This window comes from Rhodanobacter sp. B05 (assembly GCF_002001085.1).
In the GTDB taxonomy this organism is placed as follows: Bacteria; Pseudomonadota; Gammaproteobacteria; order Xanthomonadales; family Rhodanobacteraceae; genus Rhodanobacter.
In genome coordinates, this window is sequence record NZ_MUNU01000019.1 from 29,454 (window position 1) to 53,606 (window position 24,153).

The following is a 24,153-nucleotide window of genomic DNA, read 5'->3' on the forward strand; positions in this document are numbered from 1 at the left end:
GGGGATCCGAGATGAGCACATTCCGCGCCTTCCGCATCCACAACGATGACGCCGGCCATCGTGCCGGGATCGAAGGCATGACGGCTGAGGCGCTGTCGCCCGGCGAGGTGCTGGTCAAGGTCGCGTATTCGTCGGTCAACTACAAGGACGCGCTGGCCGGCACCGGCAAGGGCCGCATCCTGCGCAGTTATCCATTGAACGGCGGCATCGACGTGGCCGGCCACGTGGTGGCTTCCACCGACCCGACGTTCAAGGAAGGCGACGCCGTGCTTTGCACGGGGAGCGGCCTGTCCGAGACCCGCGACGGCGGCTACGCGGAATACGCGCGACTGGATACGCGTTGGACGATTCCGTTGCCCACGAACCTGGACTTGCGCGAAAGCATGATCCTCGGCACCGCCGGCTTCACTGCCGCGCTGGCGCTGCTGCGCATGCAGGACAACCGGCAGACGCCGGAATTGGGCCCGATCGCGGTGACCGGCGCCAGCGGCGGCGTGGGTCAGCTGGCGATCGACATCTTCAGCCGCGCCGGATACGAAGTGCACGCCATCAGTGGCAAGGCGGATCATTTCGATTTCCTGCGCGAGCTGGGCGCCAGCGCATGCATCGATCGCCACCAGCTCGCCTTCAGCAGCAAGCCGTTGGATTCCGTCCGTTTCGGCGGTGCGCTGGACAATGTCGGTGGCGCGATGCTGGCCGGCCTGCTGCCGCTGATCGCGCCTTACGGCAATGTAGCCATCTGCGGCAATGCCGGAGGCATCGCCTTCGACAGTACGGTCATGCCCTTCATCATCCGCGGCGTGAGCCTGCTCGGCGTGGCCTCGGCCGGTACCGCGCGGGAGATCCGGGAACGCATCTGGCAACACCTCGCCAGCGACTGGAAACCACGCTGGCTGGATCGCATCGCCACGCAGGAAGTCGGCCTGGGCGAGCTTCCGGATGTATTCGAGCGCATGCTTGCCGGCGACTCGTTCGGGCGCACCCTGGTGCGCCTCGACCGCACGCTTTGACGCCAGCGTGCTTGGAAGTACCATCGTCACGCCTTAGAATCACCGAACCTCGCAGGGAACCTTCAACTTATGGCACGCATCCTGATCGTCGACGACTCCCCCTCGCAGCTGCTGGGCATCAAGCGGATCGTCGAGAAACTCGGGCACGAGACGCTTTCTGCCGAAGACGGTGCCGCGGGCGTGGAAGTGGCCAAGGCGGAAAAACCCGATCTGATCCTGATGGACGTGGTGATGCCGAACCTCAACGGTTTCCAGGCCACCCGCACGATCAGCAAGAACGCCGATACCGCGCACATCCCGATCATCCTGGTGACCACCAAGGACCAGGAGACCGACAAGGTCTGGGGCATGCGCCAGGGCGCCAAGGCCTATGTGACCAAGCCGATCAAGGAAGAGGAACTGGTCAAGGCGCTCGAGGAATTCCTGCCTCACTGAGCCGGTTTCCCCTGCCTCGACAAAACGGCGCCCACGGGCGCCGTTTTTCATGCAGCGATCGGCGCGGCGCCGATCACCCTACGCGGTAATCCTGGTACGACTTTTCCTCGACCAGTTGCGAACCCAGCTTGAGGTTGATCGCGCGCTTGAACGCCGCGCGCTCGTCGTTGCGGAAATAGACCGCGCGCGCGAGCTCGATGAACTCGTGATCGAACGCCTGCGCACGCTCCTTCAGGCGGATCCTGTCCTCGATATCCCACAACAGCTCGTTGACGGCCAGCAGGCTGGCACGTTCCTCGCCGATGTCGGTGTGCGAGGCCGCAGCGTTGGCCCAGGTGGCATTGAGCAGATCCAGCTCGTTGCGCACATTGGCCAGCTTGGCCTCGTCGGTCATCCGCCTCGACTTGATTTCGAGGATGGTGATCTTGTCGATCAATTCGCCGTAGGAGACGGGGGTCTGGATCAGGCTCATGCGTGGCTCCCTTGCAAGTACTTCAAACGACAGCGCGAAACGCGCCCTGCTGCACCAGCGCGCAGGCCCTGGACACGTCGCCGTCCATCGCCCGGTCGCGATGCATGAATTCGATCTGTCGGCGCAGGATCGCATGCGCCTCGCGCACGCGCGCGCCAGCATGAAAATCGTCTGCACCGGCCAGGGCGGCGGCAAGCTGCTTCACTTCACCAACAAACTGTTCGTAATGCGGCTGGCCCTCGCGTGGCGCGTTGGCCATCTTGGCGGCCAGTGCCTGCCAGCCGCCGCGACTGGCCAGCCGACGGGCGGCATTGAGCATCTCCTGCCGATAGTCCAGTGCCTGCGCGGCGGTGTACAGCTCCAGCGCCAGCACGTGACCAAGATCGTCGATCATCTCCAGCACGTGGCGCGCCTCGTTGGCGCCCATCGAGACGTGATCCTCGGCGTTCGCGCTGGTCGGCACCGAGTACACGCTGGCCGGATGCGCCCGCGTGGCCAGGTCGTTGACCAGCGCGGCGGCGGTGTACTGCACGATCATGAAACCGGAATCGGTGCCGTCCTCGTTGCCGGTGAGGAAGGCGGGAAGACCATCGTTCGTGGCCGAATCGACGAGCTTGTTCAGGCGACGCTCGGAGATCGAGGCCAGCACCGGCAGCGCCGCCTTCACGTAGCTCATCGCCAGCGCCAGCGGCATGCCGTGGAAATGGCCGGCGGAAATGACCTGCTCCTCGATGAATTGCGCGCCCTCGTTGTCCGGGAAGATCAGCGGATTGTCGGTGACCGAGTTCAGCTCGATGTCGAACACGCGGCAGGCCTGTGCCCATGCGTCGCGCACCGCGCCATGCACCTGCGGCATGCAGCGCAGGCTGTAGGCATCCTGCGGCTGGTGTTTCTTGCCGCCCTTGAACGGCAGGAAGCGCTTGTAGAACGCCTCGCGACCATGGCGCTGGCTGGCCGGCACCCAGTCCCAGCTGATGTCGAAGCTGAGCGACTGGTCATCCGGCTCGCTCCACGCTTCGGCGCTCCACGGCTTGAAGCGCGGCACCAGGTGATACGGGATGTCCAGCAAGGTCGAGCCCGCCAGCAAGTCGCGCACGCGCGCCGCGGTGTCGACCTGGCCCGGATGCGGACGCAGGGCGTGTACCTCGGGGCGCAAGGCGCCGCTGCGACCGGCGAACGCATCCAGGGTCATCGCCGCCGCCAGATCGGCGGTGGCCAGCAACTGTTCCAGCGCATCCAGCGCCAGCGCGCCGGTGGCCAGCATCTGCGCGGTGCCGTTGTTGAGCGCCAGGCCTTCCTTGAACGACAGCCGGATCGGTGCCAGCCCGGCACGCTTCAGCGCCTCGGCGCCAGGTATCCGCTCGCCCTGGTAGAACGCCTCGCCGCCGCCCAGCAACACGATCGCCAGATGCGACAGCGGCGCCAGATCACCACTGGCGCCTACCGAACCCTTCTCCGGCACCACCGGCACCACGCCGGCATTGAGCATCGCGGTCAGCGCTTCCAGCGTGCTCACGCGAATGCCGGAATGACCGCGCATGAGCGTATTGATGCGGATCACCAGCATCGCGCGCACCACGTCCGCACCGAACGGTTTGCCCACGCAGACCGCGTGGGTGATGATCAGGTTGTGCTGCAACTCCTCCAGCAAGCTGCCTTCGGGCTGGTGACGCCCATCCTTGATCAGAGCCGCGCCCGGCAATTCGTCGCGCAGCCGGTGCGCGCCAAGCAGCTTGTCCGCGTTGCTGCCGAAACCGGTGGTGACGCCGTAGGTCGGCTCGCCGCAACTCACTTTCCTGGCCAGGAAATCGGCGGCGTGCTGCACGCGCCGGAGCCCGGCCGGATCCAGCGAAACCTTGTCGCCATGGCGTGCCACCGCCACCAGCTGTGCGCGGGTGAGGCTGTTGCCGTCGAGAACTATGGTTTCGCTCACTGCAGAATGCTCCGTTTGATTGCCGCCGTACCCGCATGCATGGAATGACGATGAACGCGCGCTTGCTCAGCCCATCGCCGCGGCCTGCTCCAGTTCCACCCGCAACGTCTTGATCAACTCGCCGCGCGCCACCTCGAACTGGTCCGCGCGGCGCAGGTCCTTCACCGTCACCACGTTCCTGGCGATCTCGTCCTCGCCCAGCACGATCACGAAACGGATGCCGGCGCGGTCGGCGTACTTGAACTGCTTGCCCAGCTTGCCGCCTTCCAGCACCACCTCGGTGGCGATGCCCGCGCCGCGCAGTTCGCTGGCCAGGGCCAGATAGGCCGGCAGCTGCGCCTCGTCCATCTGGGTCACCAGCACGTCCACCGTGCTGGTTGCCGTATGGATCAGACCGGCATCGCGCAACTGCCAGTACAGACGGGTCAGGCCGATCGAGATGCCCACGCCGGGCAGATGGGATTTGGTGTACTGGCCGGCCAGGTTCTCGTAGCGGCCACCGGAACAGATCGAACCGATCTGCGGGTGCTCGTTCAACGTGGTCTCGTAGACGGTGCCGGTGTAGTAGTCGAGGCCGCGGGCGATCGACAGGTTCAACGCGTAGTGGGTTTCCGGCACGCCGAACGCGTGGATCAGGCCCAGCACTTCCTTCAGTTCCGCGCGACCCTGCTCCATCGTCTCCGGGCCGGCGCCAAGCGCATCGAGCTTGTCGTACGCATCCTGCAGCGAAGTCGAGCGCACCTGCACGAAGGCCAGAATTTTCCGCGCCACCTCGGCGCTCAGGCCGAACGTCTCGCCAGTCAAGCTGTCGCGCACGTGATCGGCGCCGCGCTTGTCCAGCTTGTCCACCTCGCGCAGCACCAGCATCTGCTGCTCGCCGTCGACGATGCCCAGGCTCTCGAAATAGCCGCGCATCAGCTTGCGGTTGTTGAGCTGGATGGTGAACGGGCCGATCGCCAGTTCGCGGAACACGCTGTAGATCACTGCCGGGATCTCGGCGTCGTAGCGCACCGACAGAGAGTCCTTGCCGATCACGTCGATGTCGCACTGGTAAAACTCGCGAAAGCGCCCGCGCTGGGCACGCTCGCCCCGGTAGACCTTCTGCATCTGGTAGCGGCGAAACGGGAAGCTGAGATCGCGCTCGTGCTCGGCGACGTAGCGCGCCAGCGGCACGGTCAGGTCGAAGCGCAGCGCCAGTTCCGGTGTCCCCTCGTCCGCCTTGCCGAGCGCCCCGGTCGACTGCACGAAATACACCTGCCGCTCGGTCTCGCCACCGCTCTTGGTCAGCAGCACGTCGGAATATTCGATCACCGGCGTCTCCACCGGCAGGAAACCGAAGCGCTCGTAGTTGCGGCGGATCACGTCGAGCATGCGCTGGAGCGCGATCTGGTCGAGCGGCAACAGCTCGAGCACGCCGGGCATGGTACGGGCCGGGGTAAGCGCCATGGGATCCTCTGCTGACGATGGGGACATTCCGCCGGGCGATCGATCGCGCGACGGTAGCCTTCAAGATTAGCAGAACGTCGCAGTCGATCCGCAGCGCACACCCGTCCCGGCGCCGCAACCAACCTGGCCGCTCGCCGGTGGAAATACTTGGCGAATCACCCTGTGCGCTGCTAATATCCGCCGCTCACGTGGGGCGGTAGCTCAGCTGGGAGAGCGCTACGTTCGCATCGTAGAGGTCGTGGGTTCGATCCCCATCCGCTCCACCACGCATTGGCAACACCTTCATCAGGCCGGTCAGCCCGCTCCCGCGGACGCCGGCCTTTTTTCTGTCCCCGCCCGGCCCGTGCAGGCGTACCATTCTGCCGACGAGGCGTGCATCGCCAGCGACGCGTTCGAGGCATATGCCCGGGACCGGACCATCCTTCGCCGACGGCTCGACGGACGCATTGTTCGTCACGGTCTACGCGCGCCTGAAGGCGATGGCCGCGCGGCAACTGGCGAGCCGCCGCAGCGCCACGCTGGATACCACCGAACTGGTGCACGAACTGTATCTGCGGATGGGTCAGCGCGAAGCTCTGCATTTCGAGCATCCGGCACAATTCTTCAGCTACGCCGCCCGGGCCATGCGCCATCTGCTGGTCAACCGCGCGCGCGACCGCTTGCGCCTGCGCGCCGGCGGCCAGTGGCTGAAGGTCACGCTCGACGATGATGATCTGCGACTGGCCCTCGACACGGCCAGCCAGGCGCTCGCGCTCGACGCGGCGCTCGACGCGCTCGAACAGACCGACGCACGGGCGGCCCGGGTGGTGGAACTGCACTACTTTGCCGGGTTGAGCCTGCAACAGGTCGGCGAAACCCTGGGGCTGGTCCGGCGCACGATCGACCGCGACTGGCGTTTTGCCCGTGCCTTCATCAAGGCGCGCATGGACTGAGGAAGCGACGTCGCAGTCAGCCGGCCAATGGGGTTTATCGCAGGCAGGGTATTTCGAAGAGGCGGTCCAGCGTGGATTCCACACCGACACTGCGCGAGTTGTTCGAGACGGCAGTACAACTGCCTGGAGTGACGCGCGAGCAATGGCTTGCCAGGCACTGCGCCGACCCGCTGCTCCGCGCCGAGATCGAAAAGTTGCTCACGGCCGACACTGCCGGCGGCGAGTTGCTGTCGTCCGGCGATGCCGCCAACGCCGCGCTCGCCATCGGCGATGCCAGCGTTGCCGCAACCTTCTCGGCAGGCAGCCGGATCGGCTCGTTCGAATTGATCGAGGTGCTGGGTGAAGGCGGTTCGGCCACCGTGTTCCGGGCCTTTCGTCAGCTCGAGGGGGTGCGTCAGGAAGTCGCCATCAAGCTGCTGGCGCGCGGCCTGTATACCCCCGAGGCGCAGAAACAGTTCCGACGGGAGCGCGAGGCGCTGACGCGCCTGCGCCATCCGGGCATCGCCCGCTTGATCGAAGGTGGCGTCACCGACAGCGGCCTCGCCTATATCGTGCTGGAACTGGTCGATGGCCAGCCCATCACGCATTACGTGCACGAACACGAGATGGGCTTGCGCCAGCGTCTGGAGTTGTTCCTGACCGTCTGCCACCCGGTCGAGGCGGCGCATCGCGCGCTCATCGTCCATCGCGACCTGAAACCATCCAACGTGCTGGTGACGGCCGAAGGCGACGTCAAGCTGCTCGATTTCGGAATCGCCAGGCTGCTCGACGAAGACGCAGGTGATGCCGCCACAGGCGCCCTGCGGGCACTCACACCGGCCTATGCCGCGCCCGAACAGTTCGCACAGACGCCGATCAGCACCGCCACCGATGTGTATGCACTTGGCGTCCTGCTCGGCGAACTGGTCACCGGCAAGCGCGCCGCGCCGCACCACGCATACGCATCATCGCCATCCGACGACACCAGCGGGGAAACATCGACAGCCGCAGCGACGCATGGGGCCCGCCCCAGGCTGCGCGGCGACCTCGATCACATCGTGCTCAAGGCGACCGCTGCCGACCCGGAACATCGCTACCCCTCGGCGGGTGCACTGGCCGATGACATCAAGCGTCATCTCGCGCGCCGGCCGGTGCTGGCGCACCCGAGTTCGCGCTGGTACCGCACCGGCAAATTCATCACCCGCTACCGCGCGGGCGTCGTCACCACGGCGGGGTTTCTGCTCGCTGTCTTCGTCGCGCTCGGCATCGCCATATGGCAGGCTGGCGTGGCGCGCGAGCAGGCCGCCCGCGCCAATGCGGTGCGTGATTTCCTGGTATCGGTTTTCCAGTCGGCCGGAGCTGGCCTGCCCAGGGACCAGCGGCCCACACCGGAGGATCTGGTCCGGCAGGCCTCGGCGCGGCTGATGAAGAAAGGCGACCTGCCCGAGACCGTGCGGGCAGATCTGCTGCTGGCGCTGGCGAAGGTTGCCCGCAGTGTCGGCGCTTACGACCAGGCGCTGGTCCTGCTCGATCACGGCGACCCGATCATCAGCCGTCTGTATGGTCCCGGCGATGCGCCATGGTGGGATGCCCGCGTATTGCGCGCGGCCGTGCTTGAGGATGAGGCCGATGACGCCCGCGTCATCAGCCTGCTGCAGCCCGCCTACGCCGGGCTGGTGGCACGTCATGACGCCATCGGCATCGAGGGCTTGCGTGTGCTGGGCGATGCCCTGCTGCACAGCGGTCAGATCGACCGGGGTTTGTCTTTGCTGGCGCAGGCGCGCCGGACTGCCGCGCAGGCGCAACTGGTCGACGCGCAGCTGTCGGCGTCGATCGACGAGGCGACGGCGCTGCTGGACGCGGAGCACTTTCGCGCGGGCCTCGCGCGCGCCGATGCCACGCTTGCGCTATGGCAATCCAGCGGCGCGCAGGCCAACGCGCGGGTCCTCGATCTCTACGAAAGCATCGCACTCGGCGCCGAGGCCAGTGGCGACATGCAACGGGCGGAGCGCGCCTATCGCACAGCGATCACGCTGGGCGACCGGTTCTTCGACAAGCCCAACCCGGCACAGGCATGGAATGTGGGCATGTACGGCTCGTTCCTGATCGCCCAGGGCCGTTTTGCCGAGGCCGAGCCGTATGCGACGCGAGGACTCGAGTTGCGCCGAAGCGTATTCGGCCCGGACGATTCGCGCACGATCTACGCACTGGCCGGCATGGGCAAGTTGCGTTACGGGCAGGCGCGCTATCCGGAAGCTGTCGACTGGTACACGCAGGGCATCGACACCTGCACGCGGCTGGCCATGAAGAAGCTGGTCTGTCCGCGGCTGCTGGGCCTGCGCAGCCTTGCCTACGGCGCGGCCGGACAATTCGACAAGGCCGGCGTGGACATCGAGGCCGCACTCGAGGCGCAGCGCGCCTTCGACGGCGACCACAATCCCAACTACGCGTATGTGCTCGAACAGCTTGCCAACCTGCAGCTGCGCGAACATCGCTACAACGAGGCGATCGCGACCGCCGACCGCGTGCTGACCATCTACCGCGCGGCCAGGGGCGGCATGATCCAGCGCGAGCTCGGCACGCGGATGGTACGCGCGCAGGCGCTGTTCGCCCTGCAGCGCAACGACGAGGCACTGACCGAACTGCTCGATATCGCGCCGAAGTACGCCAGCATGTTTCCGAGCGGAATCGCCCGCTTCGACATCACGGCTCTCGAGGCCCGTGCGCTGGCGCAGGCCCACCGCAACGACGAGGCCGCGGTGGCCGCCCGCGACGCACTGGCGATCAAGTCGAGACCGGCAAGCGCGGATCGTGGGCTCGTCGACGAACTCACCCGGCTGGCGTCAGGCAGGTAGCGACTCCAGCGATACCTCGCCAGGCAGGGTACCCAGCGGACCCCGCCCCCTGCTCCGTCGCCCGAGCGGCGCCACGCTCCCCACATGTCGCACTTTGCCGGCAGGCGGTGTTTTCCGTGATGCCACGCCCGCCAATGGGTCGAGGCAGGGGAACGCCGCGCAACGACCATCCGAAGGGGAGACCTCGCCATGGAGCTTCATCGCATTATCCGATCCACCGCCAGCCGAGGCCTGCTGGTCCCGGCCATCGTCCTGCTGATGGCGTGGGCCGCCATGCCGGCCCAGGCCGCCAACGAACAGTCACGACGCGCCGATCCGCTGATCAGCGTCGATCCCTCCGGCTCGCTGCAAACCAGCACGCCGAGCGGCAGCATCGACAGCAGCAATCCGTTCTTCCAGAGCCTCGGCAGCAACGGGCGCTCGTGCAATTCCTGCCACCGCCAGGCCGAGGGCTGGACGATCTCCGCCGCGGAGATACGCCAGCGCTTCAACCAGACCAGCGGCACCGATCCGATCTTTGCCCTGGTCGATGGTGCGGTATCGCCGCTGGCGGATGTATCCAGCGTCTATGCGCGACGCATCGCCTACGCCATGCTGGTCAATCGCGGCGTGCTGCGCATCGGCCTGCCGCTGCCGGCCCATGCCGAATTCAGGCTGACCGCGGTGGACGACCCCTACGGCTACGCCAGTGCACGCGAGCTGTCGCTGTTCCGTCGCCCGCTGCCGGCCACCAATCTGATCTGGGATACCGCGATGATGTGGGACGGCCGCGAGACCTTCGCGCCGTTCAAACCGCCGATGGACGCGGGCATCGACATCGCCGACATCCATGCCAGTCTGACCTCGCAAGCGCGCGACGCGACGCTTGGTCATGCGCAGGCTGTCACCGCGCCCAGCGATGCCGTCCTCAAGCAGATCGTCGACTTCGAATCGCATCTGTTCACGGCACAACTGGTCGACAATCGCGCCGGGCGACTCAACGGCGGCGGCGGCATGGGTGGCGCCGGCATTCTTGCCCAGCAGCGCTTCTGGGTGGGCATCAATGATGTGCTCGGCGGCGACCCCACCGAAGATCCGTTCGATGCGAAAGCGATGCGCCTGTTCGACGACTGGAATGACCAGAACGCGAACCTGAGTCTCGATCCACGCGACCATGCGCGTGCCGCCATAGCGCGCGGCGAGCAGCTTTTCAACAGCATGCCCATCGCGATCAGCGGCGTGACCGGCCTGAACGATGTCACCGGCGTACCGGTCATCCAGGGCAGTTGCACGAGCTGCCACGACGCACCCAACATCGGCAACCACTCGGTCGCGTTGCCGATCAACATCGGCATTGCCGACGCCAGCCGGCGCACCCCGGACCTGCCGCTGTACACGCTGACCCGCTACAGCACCGGCGAAGTGGTGCAGACCACCGATCCCGGGCTGGCGATGATCACCGGCAAATGGGCCGACATCGGCAAGTTCAAGGGGCCGATCCTGCGCGGCCTGGCAGCGCGCGCGCCCTACTTCCACAACGGTTCGGCGGCGACGTTGCTGGACGCGGTGAATTTCTACGACACCCGCTTCAACATCGGCATGAGCGCGCAGCAGAAAAGCGACCTGGTGGCGTTCCTGTCGGCGCTCTAGACATGACTGTTCAATGCACGTCCTGTCGCATCGCGCGAATCTTGCGCTGCACCTGTTTGATCGTGTCGAAGCCCATCGTGGCTTCGCTCAAATCGCCGTCGAAGCGGAAACCGCCGGGCTGGCTTGAAAATATCAGCGGCTGGGGCAGATCATCACGCCCTGCGGTCATGCAACTGCCCAGCACGATGATGTCGGTCTGCTCGCCGTGATGCGAAAACGCCACGGCGAGGATCTTGTGGCAAAGCTCATTCCACAGATAGCCCGGCGGCATCGGCAAGGTGTAGGCCAGAGCACCATCGCGCCAGAGTTCGAAACCGATCAGGTCGGTCTCGTGTTCGGCCGGGTTGGCAAGGTGACGGCGGGCCAGAAAGCAGACCTTGCCGAAGGGCGGCAGGCTGACGTTGAAGCGGGTGCCGGCAACCGCGTCGGCACCGGACGTGCCCGACTGGTCGCACTGCGCGACGGTGGCCTGCGCGACCGTCGACGCGGCGTCCGTCGGGGCCAGCGCGCAGGCCGGCAGGCACCCGATCAACGCCGCCGCCAGGACAGGAATCTGCGCCCCGCGACGGATGCCGGCGAGTGCGCGCCCAACGGTTGCCCAATGGCCCATGTCAACAGAGTCCCGGCCAGTTGTCCCACGGGTAGCGCGTCAGCAGCGCCGTGGCGCGCTTCCGGTAGTGTTCGCGCTCGTTGTAGCCCAGCGCCTTGGCATTGATCCTCAAGGTCAGGTTCTTGTAGTTCCCATGATCGGCGTACGGATTGAGATGCGCCTTGTCCCAGAACCAGGCCGCGGAATACACGGCGATTTTCGGTTGCTCCAGCAGCTCCGGATGATTCAGCGCATCGACGCCGGTGTCCTTCGCAAACGCCGCATAGTTGTCGCGGAAGGTCAGCTGCATCAGTCCGCGACCACGGTATTTCCAGCCGTCGCCGCTCTTTTCGTCGCCGTTGCCATTCGTGCCGGCATAGACGAAGTTGGCCAGCTTTTCCGGATGTCCGACGTAGTCGGCCGCATTGGCGGTCTTGAAGGCGGTGGGAAATGTCTCTTTCAGATGCTTCGCATCACGGTACCAGGTCGATTCCACCAGCTTGCGAAACTGACTCGATTCCACCGCGACCTGGCCCAGGAACGCCGCCATGCGCCGAACGGTGTTGATCTGGTACTTCATCAGGTAGGCGTTCAGCGGTGCGACAAACTGCTCGGCCCTGGGCAGGCTCAAGTGCGGCAGCAAGGCGCACAGGAATTTCGCGGTGAGCCGGGCGAGATCGTTGGACACCAGCAGGAAACGGGGCTCGGCACGAAACAGATCGGCGCCGATGGCGCTGCTGTGCGGGAACAGGCTGGCGCCGGCCGCCGAACCAGGCAGCCCGGCCGCGCTAAAGACACCCAGGCCCCTGCTGTAGACGCCGACACCGGCAAGCGCCGATCCGCTCGCCCCGGAAAACAGGGCATTCCAGGAATCATGATCGTGACAATGCATGGATCGAATGCCCCGGCGGGAGCATCCCGCCTGTGTGGAATGGATCGGAATGTCGCTAGATTCTCACAAAATACGGTATCGCCATCAGCGCCACGCCGATAACCAGCAACCACGCGGTGCCGCTCACGACGTAGGGAAACACCATCAGCGCGACCCCGCACACCAGCGGCACGATCGCGCGCTGTTTCCGCCCGTAGACGAAGAAGCCCAGCCCGATCGAGCCGAACAGCAAACCCCACCACAGCGTCGATGCGTTCATGGCAGCCTCGCCGGTCCAGCGCCCGGACGAACGCATCGTACTGCAGCGGCAGATCCAGATGCAGCATGCACTTCTCCCGCGGCGTGCGAACGTGCCACTCTTGCCTCCCGCCATCGGCGTGCGGTCAGCAGGTCCAGCCCGACTCTCCGCGCAATTCCGGTGTCCCGTCCATCGTGCGCATCCAGGGGGTTGTGATGAAGTCCATCGGTTTTGCCGCGTTCGCGGCGTGCGGCCTGCTTGCTCTCCCGCTTTCCTCGACTGCCGCCAGCACGACGCCGGCCTTCCAGTTGAGCGACCTGCAGAAGATCGTGCGCCTCAGCGAACCGCGGATTTCGCCGGACGGCAAACGCATCGCGATGATCGTCACCACCCCGGATTTCAAGACCGACAAGAACCAGCAGGAGATCGACCTGGTGGATGTCGCCAGCGGCTCGCGGCGAGCGCTGACGTGGAAGCGCGAGGGACTCGGCTCGCCGCGCTGGTCGCCCGACGGCAGCCGGCTGGCCTTCATCGCCAAGGACGACAAGAGCAAGGAGGGCCAGCTCTACGTCATGCCGATGGATGGCGGCGACGCCGTGCGCATCACCGAAATCAAGCACGGCGTGGACTCCTTCAGCTGGAGTCCGGACGGCACGCAGCTCGCCTTCGTCAGTGCGGACGAGGCGGCCAATGCCAAGGCGATCAAGGCGCATGACGACGCGTTCCAGGTCACCGACAACCATTTCCTCACCCGCGCCGCATTGACGCCGTCGCATCTGTGGCTGGTCCCGAGCGCAGGTGGCGCCGCCAAGCGGCTGACCGAGGGCAAGTTCAGTCTGCAGACCGACCAGCAGGACGGCGCGCCCGAGCCGGCGTGGAGCCACGACGGCCACAGCATCGCATTCACACGCTTTCCCGGCCCGTACTGGGGGCCATCCTTCCACTCGGTGATCGACACAGTCGATGTCGCCGGCGGTGCGCCGCGCTCGCTGGTGACGGCGCAGGCGGTGATGGATCCACGCTACGCGCCGACCGGCGACACCCTCGCCTGGATGCGTCCACGCGGTGGCGACCAGAACAACGGCAACGCGGTATACGTGGCCATCGACGGCCATGATCGCGACGTCACCCAGGCGCTCGCGCGCAATATCGAAAACTACGCGTGGCTGCCGAACGGCAAGGCGCTGCTGTTGGCAGGCGGCGACGGCACGCATTCCGTGCTGTGGCAGCAGCCACTGTCGGGCAAGGCCAGCAAGCTCGACCTGGGCGATGTCGAGGCCGGCGCGGACGTCAGTGTTACGAGGACCGGCGCACTGGCCTTCATCGGCAGCACCACCGGCCATCCCGGCGAGCTCTACGTGATGAACTCGACGAATGCCAGACCGCGTCGCCTGACCAATCTCAACGCCTTCGTCGACAAGCTCGCGCTGGGCCGCACCGAATCGATCGACTGGCAAGGGCCGGACGGGTTCCACGAGGATGGCGTGCTGACCTACCCGGTCGGTTATCAACAGGGGCAGAAATATCCGCTAGTGCTGGTAATCCATGGTGGCCCCGAGGCCGGCTCCACCGTGCAGTTCTCGCCGTTGCCGCAATTGCTGGCGGCAGCCGGTTTCGTGGTGTTCCAGCCGAACTATCGCGGCAGCACCAATCTCGGCGATGCCTACCAGCACGCGATCTACCGCGACACCGGCGAAGGCCCGAGCAAGGACGTGATGGCCGGCCTGGCGGCGGTGCAGAAGCTGGGCATCGTCGACAGCAGCCGGATCGGCGTCAGCGGCTGGTCATACGGCGGCTACATGACCACCTGGCTGAGCGGACACTACCCGTCCACCTGGAAGGCCGCGGTGGCCGGTGCCGCGCTGACCGACTGGGTCATGGACTACACCATCTCGTATTACCAGACCGGCGACCTGTACTTCTTCGGCGGCTCGCCGTGGACCGCCAAGGACCACGACATCTGGCGCCAGCAGTCACCGATCGCCGCCGCCCACAACGTCACCGCGCCGACCCTGATCATGGGCGACGTCGGTGATCCCAATGTGCCGCTGGTGAACAGCTACGAGTGGTACCACGCGCTGCGCGACGCTGGCGTGCCGGTGGAGTTCTACGCCTATCCGGTGGACACCCACTTCCCGCATGACATCGTGCGCACCACCGACGTGTACCGGCGCTGGGTCGGCTGGATGACAAAGCACCTCAAATAGCAGTTCAGCGGCTGATCACCACAGGCAGTGCCGCGACCTGCGCTGCCATCGAGTCAAGCCGCTGCGCGACGGTCGGACCCAGCGAGCGCATGCACTCTTCGACTACCTCGGTATAGGCCGAGTGCAGGCCAAGCCGTGCATCGATCTCGCCGTGGGTCATGTCTTCCTCCAGCACGCTGACGCGTGAACCGAACGACTTGGCCTTGCGCACAAACGCATGACTCGTCAACCCGGTGCGCCACAGTGCGGCCCGCCCGTCGGATGACTGACTCCCGGCACATGCGAACGGAAGGCTATTTGCTCTATGGTCGACGTACCCACCGGCGCCATCGTGCCGTGCCATTCCTCCGCTTGACACCGTCATTCATGCAGACCCGCGTCGAAAGCACCCCGCTGTCACCCGCCGCCATCCCCGCATCGACCGCCACCCCAGCCGACACGCCATCCAGCGAAGGCACCCAGTTCTCGGTGCTCGGCGGCATCAGCGTGGCGCACATGCTCAACGACATGATCCAGTCGTTGATCCTGGCGATCTATCCGATCCTGAAACACGACTTCCAGCTCAATTTCGCCCAGGTCGGGCTGATCACCCTGACCTACCAGCTCACTGCCTCGATGCTGCAGCCGCTGGTGGGCATGGTCACCGACAAGCGACCGATGCCCTACTCCCTGCCGGTCGGCATGGGTTTCACCCTGTGCGGACTGTTGTTGCTGGCGGTGGCACCGGATTTCACGATACTGCTGCTGGCGGCCGGCCTGGTCGGCATCGGCTCGTCGGTGTTCCATCCCGAATCCTCGCGGGTGGCGCGAATGGCCTCGGGCGGGCGGCACGGCCTGGCGCAATCGCTGTTCCAGGTCGGCGGCAACGTCGGCTCCGCGCTGGGCCCCTTGCTCGCCGCATGGATCATCGTGCGCAACGGGCGCGGCAGCGTGGCGTGGTTCTCGCTGGTGGCGCTGCTCGCCATCGTGGTGCTGCTGCAGGTGGGCCGCTGGTACAGCCGCCATCATGTGGCGCACAGCCATTCGGCGTCGAAACATCTCGGCGTCATGGCGCTCTCGCGCAACCAGATCATCGGCGCGCTGACGATTCTCGGCCTGCTGATCTTCTCCAAGTATTTCTACCTGGCCAGCCTCAGCAGCTATTACACGTTCTACCTGATCCACAAGTTCGGTGTTTCGGTACAAGGCGCACAGGTACACCTGTTCGTGTTCCTGTTCGCCGTGGCCGCCGGCTCGCTGATCGGCGGCCCGGTCGGCGACCGCATCGGGCGCAAGTGGGTGATCTGGGTGTCGATCCTGGGCGTTGCGCCGTTCACCCTGCTGCTGCCGCACGCGAACCTGATGTGGACCGGCGTGCTGACGGTGATCATCGGCCTGGTGCTGTCCTCTGCATTCTCGGCGATCCTGGTCTACGCACAGGAGCTGATCCCCGGCCGCGTCGGCATGATCTCTGGCATGTTCTTCGGTCTGGCCTTCGGCATGGGCGGCATCGGCGCCGCCGTGCTCGGCGGCCTGGCCGACGTCCACGGTATCGAATACGTCTATCGGCTATGCGCCTACCTGCCGTTGATGGGGTTGATCACGGTGTTCCTGCCGAACCTGGAGCGACCAGTGCGAGGGCATTAGCCTCAAGTCTCAATCGACGACGAGGGCCTTGCGCTCGCCCACCCCCGCCAGTTCGTGCATCCAGCTCACTGTGGCATCGAGCACCTTGGCAACCTTGATTCTGCGCGCGGAAAAAATCTCGGCCAGCGCCTGGTAGTAGCCCAGCGTCCCGTCGCGCCTACCAGTGAAGCGGTCGAAAACGCGGACGCCCACTTCTGGATCTTCCAGATCCTGCACGATGGCGCGGGCGTTGTGCAGCTTGTCGCAGGCGCTGACAAGAAGGGTCTGCTCACTGGCCGTTTTCAGATGGCCAAGGTAAGCCAGCTTGCGCGCCACCCAGTCGCGTCGCCTGGCTTCGGCATCGGTGTGGATGGCCTTGCCCTCGGCCGTGCCGTCCGTGCAGTCCATGACGATGCGGACAACGACATCGCCAAACTGCTCGCGGATCGCTGTCTCGTGCTCGACACCGCAATCCTCGATGGCGTCATGCAACAGGCCGGCAATGGCCTGGTCCTCGTTGCCGCCGAACTCGATGACCAGGCTCGCCACGCCGAGCAGATGGTAGATATACGGAATGTCCGAGCCCTTGCGCACCTGCGTGGCATGGGCGCTGCGCGCGTAGTCGACGGCGCGGCTGAAGCGATCGGTGAGTACGGTCATGGTGTTGTGCTCCCTTGCTGGTTTCCCCGCGCCGATGATGGCAACGACGAGTCGCAGCAAGCGAGATTGTCCGGGGGCGAAAGTGGCATTCCCGCAGATACTGTCGACCACAAAAAAGGCCGGTTTTGCTGGCCGGCCTTCGTTGCTGTTGCGTGTCGATTAAATGGTGGAGGTGGCGGGAGTCGAACCCGCGTCCGAGGATGTTCAATGCCCGGATCTACATGCTTAGCCCGCCGTTCGATCTCGTTCCGCGACAAGTACGGTGGGCAAAACGCACCGCGGAACCAGCCTGATTGATTTAGCCTAGAACCGCCAGGCGGCAGCGTTCGGCGATCTCATGATAATGACCCTACACCGACAAGCATGAGCACAAGTGGGTTCGGGGCTTACGCCTTAAGCGGCGAGAGCGTAGTTGTCGTCGTTGGCAACTATGAGTTTGCTGCTGGATTTACGAGGAAAGCTGCCCCCTCGGCATGCACCAAGTCATCTCACTACCCCCGTCGAAGCCAGAACACCCCCGGGGAAAACGATTTGACCCATGCAGTATATGGGGGCGGCGAGCGCGACGCCAATCGCGAGGCAGCGATCGTCGGAACTGCCGTTCATCTGTCACGTCATGACATGGTACCGACAAGGCCAGCTGCTCAATCCTTGACCACATGATGGCCCAGTGTTGTTCAGGCATGGAGCCAACGTCTATACTTGGCCGGTTGCATTACCTAAGTCGCGGCGTATTCGTGGGAATGATCTCGATGACTCGATTGCACATGCTTGGCCTGGTGGTGGCCACGGCCCTTTTCGCAACTGCCAGCGCGCATGCCGAGGGCGACAAGGCCGCGGGGCGCAAGTTGGTCTACACCTGCGCCGGCTGCCATGGCGTGCCCGGATACACCAACGCGTACCCGCAGTATCCGGTGCCGAAGATTGCCGGCCAGAACGAGCAGTACATCATCAATGCGCTGCACGGCTACCAGAGCGGCGATCGCAAGCATCCGACCATGGATGCCCAGGCGGAAAGCCTTTCCGACGCGGACATCCAGAACGTCGCCGCCTATCTTTCCAGCCTCGCCAAGTAGTTGCCAAGGAATTTCCGCATGAATCGTGCGCTTACCCTGATTTCGTTCGGCGCCGTGCTGGCGTTCGCCTCCGCACCGCTGCTGGCCAGTGGCAATGCCGCTGCCGGCAAGACCAAGGCTGCCACCTGTTTCGCCTGTCATGGCACGGACGGCAACGCGGTGGATCCGCAATACCCACGTCTGGCCGGCCAGTACAACCTGTACCTGCAACATGTGCTGCACGAGTACAAGGACGGCCAGCGCGACAACCCGATCATGAAAGGCATGGTGGCCACCCTGTCCGACCAGGACATCGAGGACGTGGCGGCGTACTTCTCCAGCCTGCCGAGCAAGCTGGATACCCTCAAGGGTCATATCAGCGGCGACAAGTAAGCCACCTAGCGGCGGTTGCTGCGAAAAAAGGCCCGCGAAAGCGGGCCTTTTCGTTGGCGACGGACGCTCAGGCAATCGCCGACTTGCCCTCGGCCTTGCTGTAGTAGGGCTTCTTGCCGCCCCCATGATCGGTGGCGTCGCGCACCGCGGTGATTTCCGGCACGCGCTCGCGCAGGGTCTTTTCGACGCCCTGTTTCAGGGTCACGTCGACCATGCCGCAACCGTGGCAGCCGCCGCCGAACTGCAGCACCACGGCACCTGCGGCATCGACCTCCAGCAGGGTGACCCGGCCGCCATGCGAGGCAAGCTTCGGATTGATCTCGGCCTCGAGCACATAGCGCACGCGCTCGATCACGCCCGCCTCCGCGCCGGGCACATCGCCCTTGATCTTCGGCGCACGAATATTGAGCTGACCGCCGGTGGCGTTCGGCTCGAAGTCGATGCTGGCCTGATCCAGCCAGCTGGCGCTGTCGCCGTCGACATGGAACTCGAAACCGGCGCACTCGATCGTCCATTCGCCGCCCGCCAGGTCGACCGGCTCGCAGAACTCCAGCTCGCAATTGGCCGCTGGCGTACCGGGCGAGGTCACGCGCAGGCGGATGCCCAGCCCGTCGATGCCCTGCTGGGAAAGAAGCCGCAGAAAATGCTGCTGCGCGCGTTCGGAAATGTCGATCATGCCTGGCTCCGCTGTCACCAACCCGGGACCGGCGTGTGCGGCCGGCGAATCAGCACCATTTTAGTCCTGTTTCACGCAAAATGCCCACGCGCCGTGCAAGCTTTGACATTCGCGGGCGTAACTTCGACGCTTCGCCTCTGGAATTCCCACCTGCACGGAGACCCTCATGAACCTCAACGATCTGTCGACCAGGCATTGCCAGCCACGCAAGGGCAAGGAGCACGCGCTCGGTGCCGCGGAAGTGACGGACCTGTTGCAACGAATGCCGGGCTGGCAGTTGCACGACGACGGCAAGGCGATCGTCAAGGATTTCCGGTTCAAGGATTTCCACCACACGCTGGGCTTCATCAACGCGGTGGGGTTCATGGCCAATCAGGAGGATCACCACCCGGATCTGCAAGCCGGCTACGGCCACTGCCAGGTGCTGTGGTCGACCCACGACGTGGGCGGCCTGTCGTTGAACGACTTTATCTGCGCGGCGCGGGTCGAAGCCCTGCTGGCACGCTGATCAGAAATCGGTACGCGACTTTTCGCGCGTGTAGACCAGGCGCTTGCCTTTGACCGAGAGCGTGTCGAGGAACTCCTTCAGGTCTTCCGGCAATGGGGCGGAAAAGCTGTAGGCGCGACCGTCAAGGTCGAAGCTCATGTGCGACGCGTGCAGGAACATCCGGTTCAGACCCATCTCGCGGTAGCGCTTGTTCATTTCGCGATCGCCGTATTTCGGATCGCCGGCCAGCGGATGGCCGATATGCGCTGCATGTACGCGGATCTGGTGGGTGCGACCCGTGCCCAGGGTGGCCTGCATCAGGCGCGCGCTGGGGTATTGCTCCATTTCGCGGAAAAAGGTCAGCGAGGGCTTGCCGTTGTCGGCCACCCGCACCATCCGTTCCCCGCCTTGCATCACCGATTTCAACAGCGGCGCATTGACATCGAATTTCGCCTTGGAAGGGTGACCCAGCATCAGGCACAGATATTGTTTGCTGACTTCGCCCGCCCGGATCGCCGCCTGCAGACCGGTGAGGCCGGCGCGGCTGCGGGCGAAGACCAGCACGCCGCTGGTGTCGCGGTCCAGCCTGTGCACCAGTTCCAGGTGTTCCTGCGGCCGCGCCGCGCGCAGCAGCTCGATCGCGCCGTGACTCACCCCGCTACCACCATGACTGGCCACGCCTGCGGGCTTGTCGATGACCAGGAAGTGCTTGTCCTCGAAAATGACCGCTTCGGCCACCTCGGCAACCTGACCCTCGGCCGGGCCACGTCCCTCGGGCCGTTCGGCCACCCGGACCGGCGGGATGCGCAGCGTATCACCGTCAACGAGACGCGTATCCGGCTTGGCCCGCTTGCCGTTCACACGCACCTGGCCGGTGCGCAACAGCCGGTAGATCATGCTCTTGGGCACGCCCTTGAGCAGGGTCACCAGGGCGTTGTCGATGCGCTGGCCGTCGCGCTCCGGACCGATCGCGACTTGACGTACACCGTGAGGTGCGTCCGGGGAAGTTGCCGTCTGCATTGAAAAAAACCTGCTTAGATAGGATACTCGCCAAGCGCTGGTTTCCACCCATCTGCTGTCTGGATCGGGTGGAGGGCCCGCCCGTGACGTCGGCGAGGATTGCGCCGGTTGCCTTTGGTGGCCGGTCGCGGCTCCCTTTCATCGTAACGGTTTGGGCTGGTGTTTGTCCGATGTCATCCGGCATCGCGGCAGCAGGCGCAGCTGACCGAATCATCCCCGACACCGGCAACGGTGCCGTTTTTTTGCCGCTTAACCGCAGCGGCGCGATCCCCGGCAGGCCGCCATAGAGAGGCGCCACCGAGGCCCGCGACGCGCGGCCAAGCCGAGGATTACCACCATGAAACGTATGTTGATCAACGCGACTCAGCGTGAAGAGTTGCGCGTGGCCATTGTCGATGGCCAGAACCTGTACGACCTGGACATCGAAATCCCTTCGCGGGAACAGAAAAAGTCCAATATCTACAAGGGTCGCATCACCCGGGTCGAGGCTTCGCTTGAAGCCTGCTTCGTCGAATACGGCGCCGAACGCCACGGCTTCCTGCCGCTGAAGGAAATCTCCCGCGAGTACTTCACGCCCGGCCTCGATCACCACAAGTCGAGCATCCGCGAGCTGGTCAAGGAAGGCCAGGAAGTGGTGGTGCAGGTGGAGAAGGAAGAGCGCGGCAACAAGGGCGCCGCCCTGACCACCTTCATCAGCCTGGCCGGCCGCTACATGGTGCTGATGCCGAACAACCCGAAGGCCGGCGGCGTGTCGCGCCGGATCGAAGGCGAGGATCGGCAGGCCCTGAAGGAGGCACTGGACCACGTCACCGTACCTGACGATGTCGGCCTGATCGTGCGCACCGCCGGCCTCGGCCGCGACGCCGAAGAGTTGCAGTGGGACCTGGATTACCTGCTGACCCTGTGGAGGTCGATCTCCGAGGCGGCCAGCAAGCAGAAGGCGCCATTCCTGATCTACCAGGAATCGAAGCTGTTCATCCGCGCCCTGCGCGACTATCTGCGCAGCGACATCGGCGAGATCCTGATCGACGACGAACCGCTGTTCAACGATGCCCGCGAGTTCATGCAGCAGGTAATGCCGAACGCGCTGCGCAAGCTGAAGCTGTACAAGGACGACACCCCGCTGTTCACGCGCTACCAGATCGAGACACAGATCGAGAGCGCGTTCGACCGCCAGGTGCGCCTGCCCTCGGGCGGCTCGATCGTGATCGACCAGACCGAGGCGCTGACCGCGATCGACGTCAACTCGTCGAAGGCGACCAAGGGCAGCGACATCGAGGAAACCGCGTTCAACACCAATTGCGAGGCGGCGGTGGAAGTCGCACGCCAGGCGCGCATCCGCGATGCCGGCGGCCTGATCGTGATCGACTTCATCGACATGGACAGCCCGCGTCATCAGCGCGAGGTGGAAGATCGCCTGAAAGACGCGCTGAAACTCGACCGCGCCCGCGTGCAGATCGGTCGCATCTCGCGTTTCGGCCTGCTCGAGATGTCGCGCCAGCGACTGCGCCCGAGTCTGGGCGAAGCGACCCAGATCGTCTGCCCGCGCTGCGAGGGTCATGGTCATATCCGCAGCGTCGAATCGCTGTCGCTGTCGACGCTGCGCCTGATCGAAGAGCACGCCATGAAGGACAACACCGGCCAGGTGCTGGTGCAGGCGCCAGCCAGCGTGGTCAACTTCCTGCTCAACGAAAAACGTGCCAGCGTGGTCGAGATCGAACTGCGCCACAAGGTGCACGTGATGATCGTCGCCGACGAAAAACTGCAGACACCGCACATCGAAATCCAGCGGATCCGCGAAGCGGATATGGGCGAACACAGCAAGCCCAGCTACGAAATGCTGACGGCGGTGGAAACCACCGAGCTACCGAAGATGGGCCAGGCCCTGGGCAGCGGCGAACAGCCTGCAGTCAGCGGCATCGTGCCGGGCAGCCCGGCACCGGTGCGCGAGGAAGTCGCCGAGTCGGTTGCCGTCGCGCAGCCGGTACGTCGCCCGTCGCCAGCCCCGCGCGCCGCCGCGCCGGCCCCGGCCACCGGGCTGTTCGCACGCCTGTTCGGCTGGTTCCGCGCTGCTGAAGCCGCCGCGCCCGCGCCCGTCCAGGGTTCCGGCAACGACAGGGATGGCAGCCCTCGCAGCCGTCGCGACGAACGTGGTGCGCGCAACGCCAGCAGCAGCGCGAATGGCAGTCCGTCGCGCCAGCCGCGACGCGACGCGACATCGCAGCAGGCGCAACGATCCAGCGCACAGCAACAGGCGCGCAGCAATCGTCAGCGCAGCAACGAAAGCTCATCGCGCCAGGCTGGGCAGCCCCAGGCGCAAACCGCGCGGTCGGAGCGTCAGCCGCGACCGGCGCCCGGCGGCGAGAACGCCACGCCACGCCCCGAGCGCAAGCCGCAGCCGCCAAAGAGCGAGCGTCCGCCGCGCAGCGAGCGCACCGAACGTGCGACCACCGAACCGCAGGACGATGCGGCCAGGGAAGCCGCCCTGCTGGCGATACCGGTGACCGAGTTGTCGAACGCGCCCGACCCTGCGGATGACGCCAGCGATGCCGATGGCGGCCAGTCGCGCCGTCGCCGCGGTCGTCGCGGCGGTCGTCGCCGGCGTCGCCATGACGAAGGCGCACCGGGCACCGGCACGCCCGACACCGCGCAGGCACAGGCGCTGGACGACGAAGACCGCGATGACATCGCGAACGCACCGACCGCCACCAGGCTTGAGACGACCTCCCCGGCCGACGAGGCAAGGCTGCCTGCGGCGCCGACTCCGCGTGCCGTGACGGCGCCATCCGCACCGAAACCGGATGCCGACAGCAGTGCACCGGTATCAGGTGCGGACGGACAGCCCGCGATTGCCTCCATGCCGGTTGAAAGGTCGGCTCCAGCCGGCGTGCAGACCAGCGCAGGCGGCAACGCAGGCAAGCCGTCCGAAGCCGCATCCACGGTCGCTCCGGCCAGTGTGGCGTTCAATCTGCCGACGCTGCCGCCGATTCCCGATCAGGCCCAGCCAACGACGGTGACCGCCAGCGTTGCGCCGAAGGCCTCGCCGGCAGTTGCAACAGTCACGCCGATACCGGCCAGCCCGGCAGCGCCCACCAACGCCGAAGCGGGGCGCGCGGAGGGTACAGCCCCTGTCGTCCGACCCGAGGCCCCACGCGTGGCCACGTTCGCTGCGGCAAGCGCACCAGCGGCCACGCCGGCCGCGCGCGATCCGTTGCATGCGCAGCCAGGTCCGCAGGCGGCCCCGACAACGCCAGCCGCGATGCAAGCGTCCAGCCTGATCCAGGCGACACCCGCCGTGGCAGCAACGGTCAAGCCGGCGATCGCGTCCAGCGACGTCACGCCGAAACCCGCGCCTGCCATGGTCCCGGCGGCAACCGATCGACCCGTTGCCAGTACATCTGCGGCCCCTCCGGCTCCGGCAACGACGCCAGCCGTGGTCCCGGCCGGCACCACCGTCTCCGCCAGCGTCCCTGGCGTGGCCGCACTGCCGCTGCCGAAACAAGGCGACCTGCTGGCGCAATCCGGTTTTCCCACGAGGCCGGCACATGCCGGGGAACCCGCGAGCAAGCCCGCAGCCGATGCGACGACGCTGGACGAACGGCCCGACCGTGATTCCCACGACTGAGCCCGCGGGTCATTG

At 65.6% G+C, this 24,153-nt stretch carries 21 protein-coding genes, 1 tRNA gene and 1 other RNA gene; 12 read left to right on the plus strand and 11 right to left on the minus strand.

The features are described from left to right. The first annotated feature begins 11 nt into the window (after nucleotides 1-11). Entirely contained in the window at nucleotides 12-1,010 is a 999-nt protein-coding gene (locus B0E47_RS13610; RefSeq protein ID WP_077514826.1) for an oxidoreductase, read from the plus strand. Nucleotides 1,011-1,079: 69 nt separating this feature from the next. After that, on the plus strand, nucleotides 1,080-1,445 hold the full coding sequence (gene pilH, locus B0E47_RS13615) for a twitching motility response regulator PilH (RefSeq protein WP_077514827.1): 366 nt from the start codon (nucleotides 1,080-1,082) through the stop codon (nucleotides 1,443-1,445). A 73-nt stretch (nucleotides 1,446-1,518) separates the two neighbouring features. Here the strand turns inward: pilH and B0E47_RS13620 are convergent, their stop codons facing one another. The 3 genes from B0E47_RS13620 to hisS form a co-directional block, all read right to left on the minus strand. Continuing rightward, nucleotides 1,519-1,917: a DUF6165 family protein gene (locus B0E47_RS13620; RefSeq protein ID WP_077514828.1), complete on the minus strand. Its 399-nt coding sequence runs from the start codon at nucleotides 1,915-1,917 to the stop codon at nucleotides 1,519-1,521. A gap of 22 nt (nucleotides 1,918-1,939) precedes the next feature. Next, entirely contained in the window at nucleotides 1,940-3,850 is a 1,911-nt protein-coding gene (locus tag B0E47_RS13625) for an aromatic amino acid lyase (protein WP_077514829.1), read from the minus strand. Between the two features lie 66 nt (nucleotides 3,851-3,916). Further along, the gene (gene hisS, locus B0E47_RS13630; RefSeq protein ID WP_077514830.1) at nucleotides 3,917-5,296 is read right to left on the minus strand and encodes a histidine--tRNA ligase; all 1,380 of its coding nucleotides are present in this window, start codon (nucleotides 5,294-5,296) and stop codon (nucleotides 3,917-3,919) included. 190 nt (nucleotides 5,297-5,486) lie between these two features. On the opposite strand from hisS, the gene B0E47_RS13635 reads away from it, so the two are divergent. From B0E47_RS13635 to B0E47_RS13650, 4 genes are all read left to right on the plus strand, one after another. Then, nucleotides 5,487-5,562: transfer RNA gene (locus B0E47_RS13635), tRNA-Ala, on the plus strand. 135 nt (nucleotides 5,563-5,697) lie between these two features. After that, the gene (locus B0E47_RS13640; protein ID WP_077514831.1) at nucleotides 5,698-6,228 is read left to right on the plus strand and encodes an ECF-type sigma factor; all 531 of its coding nucleotides are present in this window, start codon (nucleotides 5,698-5,700) and stop codon (nucleotides 6,226-6,228) included. 71 nt (nucleotides 6,229-6,299) lie between these two features. After that, on the plus strand, nucleotides 6,300-9,062 hold the full coding sequence (locus B0E47_RS13645) for a serine/threonine-protein kinase (RefSeq protein ID WP_077514832.1): 2,763 nt from the start codon (nucleotides 6,300-6,302) through the stop codon (nucleotides 9,060-9,062). Between the two features lie 189 nt (nucleotides 9,063-9,251). After that, a complete protein-coding gene (locus tag B0E47_RS13650; protein WP_077514833.1) occupies nucleotides 9,252-10,691 on the plus strand; it encodes a hypothetical protein in 1,440 nt (479 codons plus the stop codon). 10 nt (nucleotides 10,692-10,701) lie between these two features. On the opposite strand, the gene B0E47_RS13655 is transcribed toward B0E47_RS13650, so the two are convergent. From B0E47_RS13655 to B0E47_RS13665, 3 genes are read right to left on the minus strand one after another with little or no spacing between them, the layout of a single operon-like run. Further along, nucleotides 10,702-11,301, minus strand: coding sequence for a hypothetical protein (locus tag B0E47_RS13655; protein ID WP_077514834.1), 600 nt, complete (start codon nucleotides 11,299-11,301; stop codon nucleotides 10,702-10,704). Between the two features lies 1 nt (nucleotide 11,302). Then, the gene (locus tag B0E47_RS13660; protein ID WP_077514835.1) at nucleotides 11,303-12,172 is read right to left on the minus strand and encodes a glycoside hydrolase family 19 protein; all 870 of its coding nucleotides are present in this window, start codon (nucleotides 12,170-12,172) and stop codon (nucleotides 11,303-11,305) included. Nucleotides 12,173-12,227: 55 nt separating this feature from the next. After that, a complete protein-coding gene (locus B0E47_RS13665; RefSeq protein WP_077515365.1) occupies nucleotides 12,228-12,431 on the minus strand; it encodes a hypothetical protein in 204 nt (67 codons plus the stop codon). 194 nt (nucleotides 12,432-12,625) lie between these two features. Between B0E47_RS13665 and B0E47_RS13670 the strand changes: the two genes are divergently transcribed. After that, nucleotides 12,626-14,617 (plus strand): S9 family peptidase, encoded by a 1,992-nt coding sequence (locus B0E47_RS13670; protein WP_168171072.1) that lies wholly within the window; start codon nucleotides 12,626-12,628, stop codon nucleotides 14,615-14,617. A 4-nt stretch (nucleotides 14,618-14,621) separates the two neighbouring features. On the opposite strand, the gene B0E47_RS13675 is transcribed toward B0E47_RS13670, so the two are convergent. Next, nucleotides 14,622-14,828, minus strand: coding sequence for a hypothetical protein (locus tag B0E47_RS13675; RefSeq protein ID WP_077514837.1), 207 nt, complete (start codon nucleotides 14,826-14,828; stop codon nucleotides 14,622-14,624). Nucleotides 14,829-14,983: 155 nt separating this feature from the next. Here B0E47_RS13675 and B0E47_RS13680 point away from each other — a divergent pair, with 155 nt between their 5' ends. Further along, nucleotides 14,984-16,243: an MFS transporter gene (locus B0E47_RS13680; RefSeq protein WP_077514838.1), complete on the plus strand. Its 1,260-nt coding sequence runs from the start codon at nucleotides 14,984-14,986 to the stop codon at nucleotides 16,241-16,243. Between the two features lie 9 nt (nucleotides 16,244-16,252). On the opposite strand, the gene B0E47_RS13685 is transcribed toward B0E47_RS13680, so the two are convergent. Then, nucleotides 16,253-16,882 carry an HD domain-containing protein gene (locus B0E47_RS13685; protein ID WP_077514839.1) on the minus strand — a complete coding sequence of 210 codons (630 nt, stop codon included), beginning with the start codon at nucleotides 16,880-16,882 and terminating at the stop codon, nucleotides 16,253-16,255. 164 nt (nucleotides 16,883-17,046) lie between these two features. Next, nucleotides 17,047-17,401: a transfer-messenger RNA gene (ssrA, locus tag B0E47_RS13690) on the minus strand. A gap of 233 nt (nucleotides 17,402-17,634) precedes the next feature. Between ssrA and B0E47_RS13695 the strand changes: the two genes are divergently transcribed. Both B0E47_RS13695 and B0E47_RS13700 read left to right on the plus strand, forming a co-directional pair. After that, nucleotides 17,635-17,958: a cytochrome c gene (locus B0E47_RS13695; RefSeq protein WP_077515366.1), complete on the plus strand. Its 324-nt coding sequence runs from the start codon at nucleotides 17,635-17,637 to the stop codon at nucleotides 17,956-17,958. An 18-nt stretch (nucleotides 17,959-17,976) separates the two neighbouring features. Then, nucleotides 17,977-18,330: a cytochrome c gene (locus B0E47_RS13700; protein ID WP_077514840.1), complete on the plus strand. Its 354-nt coding sequence runs from the start codon at nucleotides 17,977-17,979 to the stop codon at nucleotides 18,328-18,330. 67 nt (nucleotides 18,331-18,397) lie between these two features. Here B0E47_RS13700 and B0E47_RS13705 read toward each other — a convergent pair whose 3' ends face one another. After that, nucleotides 18,398-19,006 carry an NfuA family Fe-S biogenesis protein gene (locus tag B0E47_RS13705; RefSeq protein WP_077514841.1) on the minus strand — a complete coding sequence of 203 codons (609 nt, stop codon included), beginning with the start codon at nucleotides 19,004-19,006 and terminating at the stop codon, nucleotides 18,398-18,400. Between the two features lie 166 nt (nucleotides 19,007-19,172). On the opposite strand from B0E47_RS13705, the gene B0E47_RS13710 reads away from it, so the two are divergent. Continuing rightward, nucleotides 19,173-19,514: a 4a-hydroxytetrahydrobiopterin dehydratase gene (locus B0E47_RS13710; RefSeq protein ID WP_077514842.1), complete on the plus strand. Its 342-nt coding sequence runs from the start codon at nucleotides 19,173-19,175 to the stop codon at nucleotides 19,512-19,514. On the opposite strand, the gene B0E47_RS13715 is transcribed toward B0E47_RS13710, so the two are convergent. After that, nucleotides 19,515-20,513, minus strand: a complete 999-nt coding sequence (locus tag B0E47_RS13715; RefSeq protein ID WP_168171073.1) for an RluA family pseudouridine synthase — start codon at nucleotides 20,511-20,513, stop codon at nucleotides 19,515-19,517. It lies immediately after the preceding gene. Between the two features lie 337 nt (nucleotides 20,514-20,850). On the opposite strand from B0E47_RS13715, the gene B0E47_RS13720 reads away from it, so the two are divergent. Further along, nucleotides 20,851-24,138, plus strand: coding sequence for an Rne/Rng family ribonuclease (locus tag B0E47_RS13720; RefSeq protein ID WP_077514843.1), 3,288 nt, complete (start codon nucleotides 20,851-20,853; stop codon nucleotides 24,136-24,138). The last annotated feature ends 15 nt before the right edge of the window (nucleotides 24,139-24,153 follow it).

Bases quoted from the DNA above. Each gene is read 5' to 3' on its own strand.
- B0E47_RS13680 (WP_077514838.1), top strand. From the start codon at position 14,984: ATGCAGACCCGCGTCGAAAGCACCCCGCTGTCACCCGCCGCCATCCCC.
- B0E47_RS13655 (WP_077514834.1), bottom strand. From the start codon at position 11,301: ATGGGCCATTGGGCAACCGTTGGGCGCGCACTCGCCGGCATCCGTCGC.
- B0E47_RS13710 (WP_077514842.1), top strand. From the start codon at position 19,173: ATGAACCTCAACGATCTGTCGACCAGGCATTGCCAGCCACGCAAGGGC.
- B0E47_RS13650 (WP_077514833.1), top strand. From the start codon at position 9,252: ATGGAGCTTCATCGCATTATCCGATCCACCGCCAGCCGAGGCCTGCTG.
- pilH (WP_077514827.1), top strand. From the start codon at position 1,080: ATGGCACGCATCCTGATCGTCGACGACTCCCCCTCGCAGCTGCTGGGC.
- B0E47_RS13695 (WP_077515366.1), top strand. From the start codon at position 17,635: ATGACTCGATTGCACATGCTTGGCCTGGTGGTGGCCACGGCCCTTTTC.
- B0E47_RS13685 (WP_077514839.1), bottom strand. From the start codon at position 16,882: ATGACCGTACTCACCGATCGCTTCAGCCGCGCCGTCGACTACGCGCGC.
- B0E47_RS13670 (WP_168171072.1), top strand. From the start codon at position 12,626: ATGAAGTCCATCGGTTTTGCCGCGTTCGCGGCGTGCGGCCTGCTTGCT.
- B0E47_RS13665 (WP_077515365.1), bottom strand. From the start codon at position 12,431: ATGAACGCATCGACGCTGTGGTGGGGTTTGCTGTTCGGCTCGATCGGG.
- B0E47_RS13715 (WP_168171073.1), bottom strand. From the start codon at position 20,513: ATGCAGACGGCAACTTCCCCGGACGCACCTCACGGTGTACGTCAAGTC.
- B0E47_RS13620 (WP_077514828.1), bottom strand. From the start codon at position 1,917: ATGAGCCTGATCCAGACCCCCGTCTCCTACGGCGAATTGATCGACAAG.
- hisS (WP_077514830.1), bottom strand. From the start codon at position 5,296: ATGGCGCTTACCCCGGCCCGTACCATGCCCGGCGTGCTCGAGCTGTTG.
- B0E47_RS13705 (WP_077514841.1), bottom strand. From the start codon at position 19,006: ATGATCGACATTTCCGAACGCGCGCAGCAGCATTTTCTGCGGCTTCTT.
- B0E47_RS13610 (WP_077514826.1), top strand. From the start codon at position 12: ATGAGCACATTCCGCGCCTTCCGCATCCACAACGATGACGCCGGCCAT.
- B0E47_RS13700 (WP_077514840.1), top strand. From the start codon at position 17,977: ATGAATCGTGCGCTTACCCTGATTTCGTTCGGCGCCGTGCTGGCGTTC.
- B0E47_RS13640 (WP_077514831.1), top strand. From the start codon at position 5,698: ATGCCCGGGACCGGACCATCCTTCGCCGACGGCTCGACGGACGCATTG.
- B0E47_RS13660 (WP_077514835.1), bottom strand. From the start codon at position 12,172: ATGCATTGTCACGATCATGATTCCTGGAATGCCCTGTTTTCCGGGGCG.
- B0E47_RS13720 (WP_077514843.1), top strand. From the start codon at position 20,851: ATGAAACGTATGTTGATCAACGCGACTCAGCGTGAAGAGTTGCGCGTG.